This is a genomic window from Streptomyces sp. NPDC001219, assembly GCF_053597915.1.
This window is the reverse complement of sequence record NZ_JBSFJF010000015.1, coordinates 97,132-110,796: the sequence shown is the minus strand read 5'-3', so window position 1 is coordinate 110,796 and position 13,665 is coordinate 97,132. Positions and strand designations below refer to the sequence as shown.

Sequence of the window (13,665 nt, the reverse complement as noted above, 5' to 3'; positions counted from 1 at the left end):
GCCATGAACGCCCGCAGCAGCCGTACCCCGGCCTCCGCCCCGCGCCATGAGCTGATCGCCGACGCGGCACTGGCCCTGCTCGCCGAACGCGGTATGCGCGGGCTGACCCACCGGGCCGTGGACCAGGCGGCCGGGCTGCCCCAGGGGTCCACGTCGAATCTCGCGCGCACCCGGGCGGCCCTGCTGGAGACGGCGGTCCGGCGGCTGGCGGAGCGGGAGGCGGCGGTGCTGACCGCCCGCGAGATGGCCGGGCTCCCGGCGGAGGGGGCGGGGCCCGAGGCCGTGCGGGCGGCGGTCGCCGAGGCGCTGTCGCTGGCGCTGCACCGCTATCTGTCCCGGCACCGGGAGCTGCTCCTCGCCCGTTACGAGCTGGCCCTGGAGGCCACCCGCCGGCCCGAGCTGCGGGCGGTATACGACCGGGCCGGCCGGGCCTTCCGTGAGCCGGTGGAGGCCATGCTGACGGCGGCCGGCTCCACCGCGCCCGAACGGCATGCGCTGAGCATGATCGCGTGGTGCGACGGTGTGCTGTTCTCCTGTACCGCGGGACAGTTCCATACGGCCGTCCCCACCCGTACGGCGCTGCGCGCCTCCTGCGCCGAGCTGCTCGACGGGATGCTGCGGGGGTAGCGAGGCGCTGCGGCCTACGGCCTGCCCGCGGCGCCGTCGAGGCGCAGTTGCAGCCGGTCGATCGCGTCCCGGAGGCCCTGGCGGTATTCGCCGTCGGCGAGGGCGTTGACCGAGACCCGGGCGCGGCGCAGCTGGGCGCGGGCGTCGGCCGGCCGGTCGAGCGCGGCGTAGTCGGCCGCGATGTTGAGATGCAGCGAGGGGAAGAACGCCCGGAGCGCGACGAGGGGGTAGCGGGGGCCGGGGCCGTCGGCGACCCTGGACTCCCCCGGCGTGCCGGTGCCGCCCGCGGGCCGTTCGGTGACGAAGCCCTCGGCCGCCTCCAGGGCCCGCAGGTCCCAGTCGAGTTCGTCCCGGGGGTCGTCCTGGGTGTCGGCCATGTAGTGGGCGAGGGTGCAGCGGTGGAAGGCGTCGCCGTGCGGCCCGATCTCGTGCCACAGCGCCGAGAGACGGTTGCGCGCCTCTTCCCGGTCACCGGCGCGATGCAGCATGATCGCCTGGCCGATCCGGGTCAGCACCCCGTCCTCGGGCGTCGCCTCCCGCCGCGCTTCCACCACTGCACTCCCGTATCCGCTCACACCGCCGGGGCCGTCTCCTCGACGCTAACCGCCGGAAGGGAGCTGCGCGCGGTGTGTGCGACGCACCGGGTGGTGGGGCCTGCCGACCGGGCCCGCCGACTCAGCCCAGGTCAGGGATGCGCCAGTCGATCGGCGCATGGCCCTGTGCGGCGACCGCCGCGTTGATCTGGGTGAAGGGGCGGGAGCCGAAGAACTTCTTCGCCGACAGCGGGGAGGGGTGCGCGCCCTGGACCACGACATGCCGCTCCTCGTCGATCAGCGGCAGCTTCTTCTTGGCGTAGTTCCCCCACAGCACGAAGACCGCCGGGTCGGGCCGGGAGGCCACCGCGCGGATCACCGCGTCGGTGACCTTCTCCCACCCCTTGCCCTTGTGGGAATTGGCCTCGGCCTCGCGGACCGTCAGGACGGCGTTCAGCAACAGCACACCCTGCTGGGCCCACGGCATCAGATAGCCGTTGTCCGGGACCGGGTGGCCCAGCTCCTCCTTCATCTCCTTGTAGATGTTCCGCAGCGACGGCGGTGTCTTCACACCGGGCTGCACGGAGAAGCACAGGCCGTGGCCCTGCCCCGCACCGTGATACGGGTCCTGGCCCAGGATGAGCACCTTCACCTGGTCGTAGGGCGTCGCCTCCAGCGCCGCGAAGACCTGCTCGCGGGGCGGATAGACCGGACCGCTGGCCCGCTCCTGCTCGACGAAGTCGGTGAGCTCCTTGAAGTAGGGCTTCTCCAACTCCTCGCCGAGGACCCCGCGCCAGGATTCGGGCAGCATGTCGGTCACCACGTCAACAACCTCCGGTGTGCGTTGCGTTCTCAGTCCCCGAACCTACCGGCGACCACTGACAACGCCGTCCGCGGGCCGTTCGGACCGGCCCGGACCCTGCGGTCCGAACCCGGGCGGGGCTCGCCGGACGGGACGGAAGCCGGGCAGGCCGCCCGCAGGTACCGGGCCTCGGCGAGCCGCCGGGCCCGGTGGTGGCACCGGCCCCGAGGGTACCCGCGGTGCCGGGATGCCTTCCCGAGAGGCCGCGGACGTGCGTGGTGCCGGCCCTGACCGGACCGGCACCACGGTCTCCGCCTCCCGGAACGCGCACCGAAACGAGGCACCCCGGGCCCGGGGCCCGCCCGGCGCCGTCACACCCCGGCGCCGTCAGACCCCGGCCGCCGTCACACCCCGGCGTTGAGGAACAGACCGCCGTCGACGACCAGCGTCTGGCCGGTGATCCAGCCCGAGGCGTCGGACAGCAGGAAGGCCGCGGCCCCGCCGATGTCCTCCGGGACGCCGAGCCGCGCCATCGGGTAGCCGGCAGCCGCCTCCTCCTCGCGGTTCTCGTAGAGCGCGGCCGCGAACTTGGTCTTGACGACCGCGGGCGCGATGGAGTTGACCCGCACGCCCGGCGCGAACTCGTGGGCGAGCTGCAGCGTCAGGTTCACCATCGCGGCCTTGCTCATCCCGTACGCCCCGATGAAGGGCGACGGCGCGAGGCCGGCGATCGAGGCGATGTTGACGATGGCGCCGCCGTTGTCCTTCTGCCAGGCGTGCCAGGTGCGCTGCGCGAAGCCGAGCGCGGAGACCACATTGGTCTCGAAGACCTTGCGGGCCACGCCCAGGTCGAGGTCGGCGATGGGGCCGAACACCGGGTTCGTTCCCGCGTTGTTGACGAGGTAGTCGACGCGGCCGAAGGCCTCCATCGCCCGCTCGACGGCGACGGCCTGGTGGGCCTCGTCATGCGCCTTGCCGGCGACGCCGACCACCCGGTCGGCGCCCAGCTTCTCGGCGGCCTCCTTGAGCGCGTCCTCGTTCCGCCCGGTGACGACGACCCGGTCACCGCGGGCCACCAGGGCCTCGGCGATGCCGTAGCCGATGCCACGGCTGGCGCCGGTGACCAGCGCCACCTTGCCGGTGGGCTCCGGGAGCCCGCTGTCCTGCTCGGTCATGTCCAGAACTCCTGAGGTCGGTGGGGCGGTCAGTTGAGCGGGCCGCCGGCGACGTACATGACCTGGCCGGAGACAAAGCCGGCCGCGTCGCCGGTGAAGAAGGCGATCGCGTTGGCGATGTCCTCGGGCCGGCCCACCCGCTGCACCGGGATCTGGGTGGCGGCCGCGGCCTGGAACTCCTCGAAGCCCATACCGACCCGCTCGGCGGTGGCGGCCGTCATGTCGGTGACGATGAAGCCGGGGGCGACGGCGTTGGCGGTGACGCCGAACTTGCCGAGCTCGATGGCGAGGGTCTTGGTGAAGCCCTGCAGACCGGCCTTGGCCGCCGAGTAGTTGACCTGTCCGCGGTTGCCCAGCGCCGAGCTGGAGGAGAGGTTGACGATCCGCCCGAACTTGGCGTCCACCATGTGCTTCTGACAGGCGCGGGACACCAGGAACGCACCACGCAGATGCACGTTCATGACCGTGTCCCAGTCGGTCTCGCTCATCTTGAACAGCAGGTTGTCGCGGAGCACACCGGCGTTGTTGACGAGGACGGTCGGCGCACCGAGCTCCGAGGCGACCCGCGCGACCGCCGCCTCCACCTGCTCCGCGTCCGAGACGTCACAGCCGACCGCGATGGCCTTGCCCCCGGCCTTGGTGATCTTCTCGACGGTGTCCTTGCAGGCCGCCTCGTCGAGGTCGAGTACGGCGACGGCCCGGCCCTCGGCGGCCAGGCGTACGGCGGTGGCCGCGCCGATACCGCGGGCCGCGCCCGTGACGATGGCGACGCGCTGCTCGGTGGTGGACATGCGGGTTCTCCTCACCCTCGAAACCTCGACAAGCGGTCCGCCGCACCGTTCCTGGGGTGAGCAACCGCTTAGTAGCCTGAGCAGGGCTGACGCTAGAAGCCCGGCAACCCGCTGTCAACGCCCCACCACCGCGCCGTTGCCCACCTCACCTGTGAGACCGGCCGGGACCCGGCGTACGGCCCCACCACGACGCGGCGCCCGGCCCGCCCGAAGGCGGCGCCGGGCGCCCGGAACGGCGGTCGGTGGTCCTCAGCGCACCAGCAACTCCACCAGCCGCTCGACCTCGGCGGCCGGATCGGTGGTCAGCCCGGTGTGCACCGGTCCCGGCTGGACGATGGTGCTGCGCGGGGCGATCAGCCAGCGGAAACGGCGTCCCGCGTCATCCCCCGCCGCCTGTCCGGCCCGCTCGCCGCCCTCGCAGATCCCCTCGACGGCACCGAGCGCGGCCCGTACACCGGCCACATCGACCGTGGGGTCCAGCGCCAGCAGCCGGGCCTCGTCCAGATGGGTCCGGGCCTCGACGAAGCTCCGGGCCCGGCAGTACACGACCACCCCGGCATTGATCATCTCGCCGCGCTCGACCCGGGGCACGACCTTCAGCAGGGCGTACTCGAACACATCGCGCCCGTTGTGCAGACCGCTCACTTCACTGCCCTCCGTACCAGCCTGGCGGCCAGCCATTCCGGCGCCTTCGAGGGCGTGTCCTCGGTGGGCTCCCCCAGGGTGATCCGGTCGCCGATCGTCCGGGCACGGGCCAGCAGGGTGCGCACATACGCCTGGCGCAGCACGTCCGGGGAGTCGAAGCCGGGCTCGTCGGCCAGCCACTCGTCCGGGACGTCCGCCGCGATCCCGGTCAGCAGCTCCTCGGTGATCTGCGGCGCGAACTCCTCGGCCGCCGACGCGACATCCGGGCCGAAGGTGGCCAGGACATGGTCGGAGGCGTTGTACGGACGGGCCGAGGCCTTGTCCGCGGTGGGCCAGTTGTGGTGCCAGATCATCGCCGCGCCGTGGTCGATCAGCCACAGTTCGCCGTGCCACACCAGCAGGTTGGGATTGCGCCAGGACCGGTCGACGTTGTTGATCAGCGCGTCGAACCACACCACCCGGCCCGCCTCGCGGGCACTCACCTCGAAGGCGAGCGGATCGAAGCCCAGCGATCCGGGGAGGTAGTCCATCCCCAGGTTGAGCCCCCCGCTGGCCTTCAGCAGCTCCTGGACCTCCTGGTCCGGCTCGCTCAGACCGATGACGGGGTCGAGCTGCATCCGCACCAGCTCCGGCACCCGCAGCCCGAGCCGCCGCCCCAGCTCCCCACAGATGACCTCGGCGACGAGCGTCTTACGCCCCTGTCCGGCACCGGTGAACTTCATGATGTAGGTACCGAGGTCGTCCCCCTCGACGATCCCCGGAAGCGATCCGCCTTCACGCAACGGCGTGACATAGCGAGTCGCCGCCACTTCTGCAAGCACTTTCCCAGGCCACCCGTCTCTTCTGCCTTGCAATCCACGGTCGACGGTGGACGGGAGCAGCAGCGGAAATCGCCCGTCAACGGCCCTGGGGAGAATCTGGGGAGTTTCGCATGGCATGCGGTTCTCCCTGCTTCCCGAGCAGTCCGTCGATGGCAGTGCGCCCCCTACTTCCGGCCTCCGGCATGAAGTGAGCATAGTAACCGAGGGTGATCGCGGGTGAGGAGTGCCCGAGCCACCGAGCCAAGGTCACGACGGACTCTCCGGCCTCCAGCATGACCGAGGCATAGGTGTGCCGCAGCACGTGGAACCCGTCTTTCGGGGCCGCCGCCCACTGCCAGGGTTTCGCCCCCTTGGCACGCGGCGGGATGACGCCAGCCTCCGCCAACGCAGGTTTCCAGGTGTAGGTGTTCCACGTGTTCACCGCGACGGCGTTGCCGAATCGAGTGGTGAGCAGCAGGGAGAACTTCCTCCCCTGCCCCTCCGGCTTCCCCCACGGAAGCTCCACCTCTACTGGCGGGAACGCATTGACATGACACTTCAGCTCCTCGGCCACCGAAGAGGGCATGTCGACGGTACGGATCTTGGCTCCCTTCGGCAGGGCGAAGTACAACCTTCCTCTGATCGCCTGAATTTGGCGGCGGACGTGGAGGACACCTCGTGCGTAGTCGATGTCCTCCGGGCTCAATCCGAACACCTCGCCCTGACGCAGCCCGCAGCCCAGACCGACTACGACAGCTATCCGGTTTCGCGGGCTGATCGCGTCACGGACTCGCAGCGCCGTCTCCAACAGCCAAGCTTCGCGTCGCTCCTGTGGCGCCTTGGGCCACCGCACGGACTTCGCGTCCATGGGGTTCCTGGCAAGCCGCTTGTCATCGACGGCCGCCTCCAGAATGGAGGAAAGTTCGGACAGGATGCCGCGCCTATAGTCGACCGATGGGACACTGGCCTCCAACTTCGCTATGTACCCGCGCAAATCCGCCGCCGTAATGTTCCTGAGCGCGAGCTCACCCAGATGCGGAACGATGTGAAGGCGCACTCTCCGTTCCTGGTTGTCCCGAGTCTTCGGAACACCGCCTCGGCCTGGCGCCCACTGCATAGAGATGTAGTCGGCCAACGTGATGGATCCGTCACGCGGGTCCACGAATTCGCCGCGCTCTTCGTCCGTGGCTGTCCGCCGAAGCCACGCCTTGGCGTCTTCCAGGGTGTCGAAGGAACGGTCCCGGACCCCGGGTATACCGGCGGCCTTGTACCGCTTTCCCTTGCCGTAACGGGCGGTTCGCTCTCGTTTCCCGGTGACCGGGTCCTTCTTCTTCTTGATCCAGCGGTCTTCTATGTAGCCGGCCAAGTAACTCTCATATTCGTCGGTTGATGGAAACGGGGCGCAACTGCGTACGACACGTCAGGGGCTGGGGCGGCCGTACCGCCGGTGCGGAGCTGCGTTCAGCGGGTTCAGCGCCGGGTTGGTGCGGGAGTCGGCCTGCTCCTGTTCACGGATCCAGGCATCGAGGGCTTCCCGCCGGTACATGACGCGGCCGCGGAGCCCCATGCGGAAGCTCGGCGGACCCTGTCGTCGATGCCGCCATACGTAGAGGGTGTGGGGTGATAGGCCGAGGTACTCGGCGGTGTCCTTGACGTTGAGGAATGCGGCGCTCGCGGGAGCGGGTGCCGCCGAAGAGGGAAGCAACGGTCGTACAGTCATGGAGGGATTTCTGCGAGTGCGGGAGGGAGTGGGCCCGTGTGGGTGGAGAACCGGTTCTCCACCCACCGATCGGCTGTGGCGTGGCAGCAGGGGATTTCGCAGACATCCGCAGCGCGGCACGGCGGCGTCACGGGCGGCACACCGTCGGCATCGGCTCGGTTGTCAGGCCAGGGAAGCGGAAGGCAGCTGCGAGGTGGCCCCAAGAAGTCTCAGCCGGTGACGGCTTCCGAAGGCAGCGCGCGAAGCGTTCGGCGAGACGAGGGCACTCATGCCGACGCACACGGCCACCGCGAGATGTGCGCTGCGGTCTGGGCGCTGTTCCGCTGCCATGCCCCCATACACGCGTCACGCAGCGCGAAGACGTTCCTGCACTTTTGCCCAGGTCGGAGAGCTACTGCTATGACGCCACCTCGCGAATGCAGTCCGCCTCGGCATTAGAGAGATTGACGAACCCAGGGCGAATATCGGCAGGGGTATCCCGGATCGGTACATAAACTGGCGTTCCTTGCGGAGGGGGCATTCGGGGCGAAAGAGCGGAATCAACAGGACTGACAACCCATGCCTACTCGGACGAGGTACCGCCTTCCGACGGAGGCGCGCTGCAAATTCCGGGGCGACAGATGGAACAGGCCGCTTGCTTCCTCCTTACGTGAATGAGGCATTGCCATCTGTGTCCGCCACGGCTCCACTGCCAAGCACAGCCGAGAACGAACAGCCTCAATCGTCCCCACGATCCCCGGTTTCGGTAACCGGGGATCGTGGCGTATATTCCGCCCGCATTCGAGAGCTACGAGGCAAGTCGGTATGACCTGAGGGCGGGGTGGTCGTCGTCCTCGAACAAGATCACGAGACCCTGCTCGGTGAGTCGACTGAGGTTGCGAGTCACGACGCGTTCGGGTGCACCGACGGCTCGAGCGATGGCACGGATATCACTACCGGGGTGGGCGGCGACGTGTGCGAGCACCACTACGTCCTGGCAGTGCTCGCGCTGCACCAAGTCCTCACCGAAAAGCCCGGCTGCGCAGACACAGAGGCACAGGGCCGTGGAGAGTGCGGCGTAGTCCCCAGTCGCCTGGGCGGTCCACGCGTTCAGGGCTCCGAGCGCCAGCAGGACGGGGGCGGTGAAACGGATGGATCGTATTGCGGGACTCGACAGGTTGCCCTCCTGGGATATGTCTCATCGACGAGACCGGCCAGACCAGTGACGGGGTGTGGTGCTGGCTGCAGTGCCAGTCAACTCCGCAAGAAAGGCACACCGTCACTGACCTGCTGTTTTACGGGACGTCGTACGTTGACATAGTCCCGGAGAGGCTTCCAGTCCCTTGGGGCATTTTCTCGTCTGCCGTGGGCGGACTTCTTGGCGGCTCCTGGGACGCCCTGCCGATTCCCTCCGGGCGGCAAGTCATCGAGGCGGTCCCCATGGTCACGAGCCCGTCGAGCGGTAATCAGGGCCGGCCTACGGCCTCGCAGGCGAGATGCGACGCAATTTCCGGGGATCACGCAGAAGTGCGGCGTTTGAGGAGCCCGCGGCCCCTCAAACGCCGCTTGATCTACTGGCCAGCTTCGGTAGCCAACCGCGGGGCGATCCGCGCGCACCGAGCGGCGTACTCCTGAAGGTGCAGGGCCTTGAACTGCTGGGCGTCCCAGTTCTCGTCGCGGACATCACCCTCCGGCCACAGATACGCGAGTCCACGCCCGCCGGAGGTCAGCTCCACCTCACGTAGGTCGTAGCGGTCATCTTCGAAGGCGTCGAGGATCCCCCACTCCCTTGGGCTGAGGTCGGTGAGCCGCAAGCCGGGAGCCGCAGAACCTGGAGCTGCTACGAGCCCGGGGTAGACGCGGCCTTCCAAAGCTGCTGCGCGCCAGCCCGGTGCGCTGGCCGCCGCGCGCTTCGGTATCCGGCCGAGCAGGGCTTCGAGGACCGCGTCGAACTGAAGCGTTCCGTACACAAAGAGGTCCGTGGCGTCCGACGAAAGTCGGTCCCGGCGGCTTGCGGTCGCCGGGACCGGGGCGGATTGGGTGAGTGCTCGATACATAGTTGTTCCGGTCATCACGCGTTCGGCAGGTACATGGCGTCGTAGGTCGGCGATTCGGGGGCGTGCTTGATCTCCCCCATTACCGTGTACCCCCATCGCAGGTAGGCGTCGTACGCTGGCTGGTTGTCGATGATGCAGGTCAGGGCGGTCGCGCTCTCGGCGCGTCCCGCGATCACGGTGTCATGGATCGCTCTTCCGAGACCCCGGTTCTGGAACTCGGGGAGCACCATCAGCTCCCGAAGCCAGAAGACCTGACCCGCATCCGCGAGGCTCCGAAGCTGCGCCGGCCGCCGGTCGCCGAGCGATGTCCACCAGGGTTTGTCGGCGGGCAGCGTGGCGCCGTGCACGTAACCGACGATCTGTCCGCCCTGGTGCGCGGTCACTGTCTCGAAGCCTTCGCTACCGAAGGCGGCTTCCAGCCGCTCACGGAACGTGGCAGCAGAGAAGAAGGGATCGCCGTTGTATGGGGGTGTGTCGTACACCCGGGCGTACACCTCGACCAGCTCGTCGGCGATGGCCTTGACCGAGGTCCCGTCGTACCGCTGGAACTCCGCATCCACTGGTTGCACCTCTCCTTTGCTGAATCACGCGACGACTGCGCGGATCTCTTCAAGCAGGTCCCCCACCCCGCGGGCGCGGTGATGAGGGGCTAGCCCGTCGTGGACGATCTTCAACTGCTCGACCGCCCGAGCGGAAGACATGCAGGACGTCCGGATCAGTTCGATGGCCTTCGTCGTGGCTTCGACGCTGTGGTCGACGTCTCCGGCTTTGATGGCCGCAACCGAGAGGCGGCCGAGACACATGCCTCTGTTGCGAGAATGCGCAACCACTTGAAGCTGCTCGGACTTCGCCAGGAGCCGCTGAGCCCGGGCCATCTGCCCCAGATCGAGACGGCACATCCCCTCCAAGCACGTCAGCTCGGCCATGTTCAGAAACGTCGTCCAGTCCGGATCGCGGTCGTCCTTGCCACACTCCCACGACTTCCACGCCCTCTTGATCGCACCCTCGCAGTTGACGGTGTCCCCCACTCGCGCATGCCCCTGAGCCTCGCGGATCGCCAGAAGGGCGGTCACCCGGGTTGGCGCGCCCCAGAGGTTCGCGTGGGTCTGTGCGAGCCGTGAGAAGCGAACCGCCTCCCGCCCCTTGTTCAGGTCCACCGCCTGCCTGGCCATATTGCTCAGAGTTCGGCTGGCAAGCACATCGTCGCCAGTCAGCATCGCCGCGTTCAGCGCCTCAGAGAAGTGCTGGCGAGCCTCTGTGTGAAGCCCAGCGTCGTAGCAGAACCAACCGAGACTAGTCGTGAACTTTCCTGCAAGTGCATGTAGTTGCCGCCCCAGGCCCTCGTCGTAAATGCCTCGGTCGATCATGTGGTGCACCCAGAGCAGGTGCGCGCGTGTCGGCCGCCAGAGCCTGTTGCCTCCGAACTGCTGGTCCTGGGCATCCATGTCGTCTGCGGCTTTGTACAGGAGATCGACCTCGTTCTCGGCCACCTTCCAGTCCTCTGAGCTGGCCGCGCCCGTAGTCGTCTCAGCCAGCCAGGGCGGCGGGTCGTGATCACCAGAGGTGATTGCGCGCCCGCCAACGAGGAAGGGAACTGCGGATTCGGTTTGTTCGAAGACCGGCACCGGAGCCACCACAGGCACAGCGAACGTGTTCATACCTCCCCTCGGAAAGAGTCCCAGTTCCACCATCGACTTCTGGTAATACGCCTCCAGCACCAGCCGAGCGTCAGGGTGTGGATACGGCCGCTCCTGGGTCTCGCTCTCCCACTTCGACAGCTGACGAACGGTGAAGGTAGGCCGTTTCGAAACACGTCCCTCCGCGGCAAACCGTCCGGCCAAATCGTTCAGCTCGTCAACAGCTTTCGCCTGGGTCCGGTTCCGGGCCTGGCGGATCTCCTTCATGACGCTGCGGCTCACCGGATACCCCCTAGCCAAGTGGTGTCGGCTCACCGTAACTGCCAAGAGAACAACGGCGTGAGGCGTCGTCAGCAAAAGCACTGGTGAGAGCAACTGCGCGTCTGAAAGGGCGGGTAAAGGGCTGGCAGAGGGCGCTGAAGGTTCAGGCGAAAGGACCTGGTCAGCGGGTGCTACCTCCGATGCACTGGGTGGCGACGGACGCACTGCGCGTACTTGACGCTTGGACGCAACCTGGGAGGGCTCATGGAGACCTGCACCGCGGCTGGCGAGCACGAACGCCTGTCCGCGTGGTTCGCCGCAGCGACCTCCTCGCCGGGCGAATCCATAGCTGCCTGGCGACTCACTCCTCACAAGCCGAGGCGGATCCCAACCGGCATCACCTTCGACATCGTTCTGGCCGAGCGAGCTCTGGGGGAGCGGACGTACGAGATTCTTCGCCAGTACGAACAGACCCTCGGGCCGGCCATCCGCTTCACGAACCCGACCACGGTGGCCATCCTCGTACCCCCCGGCACCGCGGCCCGCTGGAGTGGGCTAGTCGCCAACTCAATTTGGTCCGACCGCAATTCGCTGCCCATCTGCATCGGCCGCGACCACGCGATCCGTATCCCCGCGATCTCGCCGGCTGCTTTAGGCGTGCTGGTGGAGTGGCTGCAGGCGCCCAGCACCGAGTCCGCCATAGGCGGTGCGCCCCTGCTCACCAGCCCGGCGCCATTGGTCCGCTGCCTTGCCGAAGCCCGTTCACTACTCACCCCCGACGCCGAGCGAGGCCCTCTCAGCAGGGCCGTCTCCGGAGTCCGGGCGGTCATCCGGAGCACCCAGAGGATGTGATGACAACGACCACCGCATGGTCGAGCCACAGGCCCCACCGAGGCGCCGATCACCTGAACTCCGCCCCTTCGCAACAGATTCCTGCGCATCGGAACCCTCGACGGAGTCTTCATCCCTCACCTGGCACAGACGGAGGAGCCATGACCTTGATGCCGGGTACATCCACTCAGCCGTACAAACTTGAACTGACCGTCGACCCAGAGTGCATCGGGCAGGTCCGAGGCACCGTCCTTTCATACGTGCAGGGTTGTGGCTGGGGCGAGTTGGACGACGCGGCTTCGTTGTGCGTCACGGAGCTGCTCTCCAACGTCTGGAAGCATGCGGATTCCGGCGAGTGCGTTCTCCTCATCCAACCGTCCGTCTGCGTTCTGCGGATCGTCGTCAGCGACAACAGCCCGCAGCTCCCCGTGGTTCGGGGTGGGGACGCGTTGTCCGAGAGCGGTCGGGGGTTGCTACTGGTCAGCAACACGGCCGATGCCTGGGGCGTGACCGTGAACAGTTCCGATGCCGGCACCGGTAAAGACGTCTGGGTGGAATTCCGGCCGCAGGCCAAGCGAGCTGCAGCGTGACCTCCACCCAGTGCCCTGTAGCTCGCGCGGAAAGCGTCGTGAAGCGTGTCGTGCATCCCCTCATGACGATCCTGCGGCGGAAGGTTCGTTGCTCTTCCATCCGATCGCCCACAACTAGCGCGTCAGAGACGGTGGCGCTCATTCTCGACGTTTCGGTACAGCTCCCAACATCCCAGGTGGATGTCGAAGACCTGGCGCAACGGTTGCAGACCCACATCGTGGCGTTGTCCGGACTGCTGGCTCCTGAGGGGTTGACCAGCGCGCCCGAGAAGCTGCGCCGCTTGTTGGTCCAAGCCGATGAACTGCGTCGCCGAGAGGTGCCGCAGGACGACGCCCGTGCACGCGTCCATCTTGTCCACCTGGCCGAGGTCGTCCAGTTTCTCCTGGTCTGGGCAGCGGTCAACGAGCGGGCGTTCGCCGAGTCGGCTATCGACCGCCCTTCGCCCCTGGATCGGTCCGGGGTGGCCAGCCGGTGGGCGAGCCTCCTTTGGGGAAGCACGTCGCGCGGTGTGAGGCGGATATGTCACCGGTGATCACTGCCGCGGGCGCCGCTTCCGGCGTACGCGACACCACGCCTGCCACAACGTACGCGTGGTGGGTGCAGCTGACCGAGAGCCCGCTCCCCGATCCGCTGGCTCGCCTGGAGTGGGCCGTCTTGCCGCTTGGCCTGCAACCGGGACTTCCCGCCCTGGAGGCGCTCCTTTACGACGGAGAGCCCGTGGGTCCGGTCCTGTGCTGCCCTCGGCACCGACGGCTCTACGTGCCCGTGGCCGCAGAGTGCCGGCGCAGTCTGGACGGGGAGCGGCTAGGGGTTCGTGGGCGGGATCTTTCCTGCCCGTTCGACGGCCGGCACTGCGGTGGCTGCGATGGCCGGCTGTGGCTGTTCCCCTCCGATCCGCGGCACCTCACCGACCTTGTGACCCTGGCGGACCAGCTGTTTCGCGTCCGCTCTGCTCGTCGGCCAGCTGCGGCGACATGCGCCTGACCGTGCCCGCGGTCGTGGTGCTGGGAGTGCTGATGGTGATGCTGATCCGCGGCCAGAGGCTGCGGGGCGGGCCGGCAGCTGTAGCCGTGGCTTTCGGATTTCAGCTGGCGCATGGCCAGACCGCTCCGGCCATCACCGAGACGTGCCGCCTCGTCGCCCAGCTCATCGGCCGCCTTCACCTCTAGTCCCGGCACGACCGTGTTTTCCCGTTCCATCTCCCCTTTCTCTTCGA

The 13,665-nt window shown here is 68.0% G+C and carries 16 protein-coding genes; 5 read left to right on the top strand and 11 right to left on the bottom strand.

Features of this window, described 5'->3' with window-relative positions; genetic code table 11:
- Nucleotides 1-3: 3 nt before the first annotated feature.
- Nucleotides 4-627: a TetR/AcrR family transcriptional regulator gene (locus tag ACWC9R_RS12765; protein WP_450731051.1), complete on the top strand. Its 624-nt coding sequence runs from the start codon at nucleotides 4-6 to the stop codon at nucleotides 625-627.
- Nucleotides 628-641: 14 nt separating this feature from the next.
- Here ACWC9R_RS12765 and ACWC9R_RS12760 read toward each other — a convergent pair whose 3' ends face one another.
- The 11 genes from ACWC9R_RS12760 to ACWC9R_RS12710 form a co-directional block, all read right to left on the bottom strand.
- The gene (locus ACWC9R_RS12760) at nucleotides 642-1,178 is read right to left on the bottom strand and encodes a hypothetical protein (protein WP_450731112.1); all 537 of its coding nucleotides are present in this window, start codon (nucleotides 1,176-1,178) and stop codon (nucleotides 642-644) included.
- A gap of 124 nt (nucleotides 1,179-1,302) precedes the next feature.
- A complete protein-coding gene (locus ACWC9R_RS12755; RefSeq protein ID WP_450731110.1) occupies nucleotides 1,303-1,971 on the bottom strand; it encodes a uracil-DNA glycosylase in 669 nt (222 codons plus the stop codon).
- Between the two features lie 395 nt (nucleotides 1,972-2,366).
- Nucleotides 2,367-3,137 (bottom strand): SDR family oxidoreductase, encoded by a 771-nt coding sequence (locus tag ACWC9R_RS12750; protein WP_450731049.1) that lies wholly within the window; start codon nucleotides 3,135-3,137, stop codon nucleotides 2,367-2,369.
- Between the two features lie 29 nt (nucleotides 3,138-3,166).
- Nucleotides 3,167-3,928 carry a 3-oxoacyl-ACP reductase FabG gene (gene fabG / locus ACWC9R_RS12745; protein ID WP_362612777.1) on the bottom strand — a complete coding sequence of 254 codons (762 nt, stop codon included), beginning with the start codon at nucleotides 3,926-3,928 and terminating at the stop codon, nucleotides 3,167-3,169.
- A gap of 249 nt (nucleotides 3,929-4,177) precedes the next feature.
- A complete protein-coding gene (locus ACWC9R_RS12740) occupies nucleotides 4,178-4,573 on the bottom strand; it encodes a DUF3037 domain-containing protein (RefSeq protein WP_450731047.1) in 396 nt (131 codons plus the stop codon).
- Nucleotides 4,570-5,394, bottom strand: a complete 825-nt coding sequence (locus tag ACWC9R_RS12735; protein ID WP_450731046.1) for a HipA family kinase — start codon at nucleotides 5,392-5,394, stop codon at nucleotides 4,570-4,572. Before ACWC9R_RS12735 ends, ACWC9R_RS12740 begins: the two co-directional genes overlap by 4 nt.
- A 76-nt stretch (nucleotides 5,395-5,470) precedes the next feature.
- A complete protein-coding gene (locus tag ACWC9R_RS12730; protein ID WP_450731044.1) occupies nucleotides 5,471-6,739 on the bottom strand; it encodes a tyrosine-type recombinase/integrase in 1,269 nt (422 codons plus the stop codon).
- A gap of 54 nt (nucleotides 6,740-6,793) precedes the next feature.
- Complete coding sequence (locus ACWC9R_RS12725) at nucleotides 6,794-7,093, bottom strand: helix-turn-helix transcriptional regulator (protein ID WP_450731042.1); 300 nt, start codon at nucleotides 7,091-7,093, stop codon at nucleotides 6,794-6,796.
- 1,550 nt (nucleotides 7,094-8,643) lie between these two features.
- On the bottom strand, nucleotides 8,644-9,042 hold the full coding sequence (locus ACWC9R_RS12720) for a gamma-glutamylcyclotransferase family protein (protein ID WP_450731040.1): 399 nt from the start codon (nucleotides 9,040-9,042) through the stop codon (nucleotides 8,644-8,646).
- Between the two features lie 101 nt (nucleotides 9,043-9,143).
- The gene (locus tag ACWC9R_RS12715; RefSeq protein WP_450731038.1) at nucleotides 9,144-9,689 is read right to left on the bottom strand and encodes a GNAT family N-acetyltransferase; all 546 of its coding nucleotides are present in this window, start codon (nucleotides 9,687-9,689) and stop codon (nucleotides 9,144-9,146) included.
- Nucleotides 9,690-9,713: 24 nt separating this feature from the next.
- Nucleotides 9,714-11,048 (bottom strand): hypothetical protein, encoded by a 1,335-nt coding sequence (locus ACWC9R_RS12710; protein ID WP_450731036.1) that lies wholly within the window; start codon nucleotides 11,046-11,048, stop codon nucleotides 9,714-9,716.
- 243 nt (nucleotides 11,049-11,291) lie between these two features.
- Between ACWC9R_RS12710 and ACWC9R_RS12705 the strand changes: the two genes are divergently transcribed.
- The 4 genes from ACWC9R_RS12705 (at nucleotide 11,292) to ACWC9R_RS12690 (ending at nucleotide 13,618) form a co-directional block, all read left to right on the top strand.
- On the top strand, nucleotides 11,292-11,879 hold the full coding sequence (locus ACWC9R_RS12705; protein WP_450731035.1) for a hypothetical protein: 588 nt from the start codon (nucleotides 11,292-11,294) through the stop codon (nucleotides 11,877-11,879).
- Nucleotides 11,880-12,019: 140 nt separating this feature from the next.
- Nucleotides 12,020-12,448 carry an ATP-binding protein gene (locus ACWC9R_RS12700; RefSeq protein ID WP_450731034.1) on the top strand — a complete coding sequence of 143 codons (429 nt, stop codon included), beginning with the start codon at nucleotides 12,020-12,022 and terminating at the stop codon, nucleotides 12,446-12,448.
- A 38-nt stretch (nucleotides 12,449-12,486) separates the two neighbouring features.
- The gene (locus ACWC9R_RS12695) at nucleotides 12,487-12,981 is read left to right on the top strand and encodes a hypothetical protein (RefSeq protein WP_450731033.1); all 495 of its coding nucleotides are present in this window, start codon (nucleotides 12,487-12,489) and stop codon (nucleotides 12,979-12,981) included.
- Between the two features lie 442 nt (nucleotides 12,982-13,423).
- Nucleotides 13,424-13,618 carry a hypothetical protein gene (locus ACWC9R_RS12690; RefSeq protein WP_450731032.1) on the top strand — a complete coding sequence of 65 codons (195 nt, stop codon included), beginning with the start codon at nucleotides 13,424-13,426 and terminating at the stop codon, nucleotides 13,616-13,618.
- Nucleotides 13,619-13,665 lie beyond the last annotated feature (47 nt).

Bases quoted from the DNA above. Each gene is read 5' to 3' on its own strand.
- ACWC9R_RS12690 (WP_450731032.1), top strand. From the start codon at position 13,424: ATGCGCCTGACCGTGCCCGCGGTCGTGGTGCTGGGAGTGCTGATGGTG.
- ACWC9R_RS12705 (WP_450731035.1), top strand. From the start codon at position 11,292: ATGGAGACCTGCACCGCGGCTGGCGAGCACGAACGCCTGTCCGCGTGG.
- ACWC9R_RS12725 (WP_450731042.1), bottom strand. From the start codon at position 7,093: ATGACTGTACGACCGTTGCTTCCCTCTTCGGCGGCACCCGCTCCCGCG.
- ACWC9R_RS12700 (WP_450731034.1), top strand. From the start codon at position 12,020: ATGACCTTGATGCCGGGTACATCCACTCAGCCGTACAAACTTGAACTG.
- ACWC9R_RS12765 (WP_450731051.1), top strand. From the start codon at position 4: ATGAACGCCCGCAGCAGCCGTACCCCGGCCTCCGCCCCGCGCCATGAG.
- ACWC9R_RS12755 (WP_450731110.1), bottom strand. From the start codon at position 1,971: ATGCTGCCCGAATCCTGGCGCGGGGTCCTCGGCGAGGAGTTGGAGAAG.
- ACWC9R_RS12750 (WP_450731049.1), bottom strand. From the start codon at position 3,137: ATGACCGAGCAGGACAGCGGGCTCCCGGAGCCCACCGGCAAGGTGGCG.
- fabG (WP_362612777.1), bottom strand. From the start codon at position 3,928: ATGTCCACCACCGAGCAGCGCGTCGCCATCGTCACGGGCGCGGCCCGC.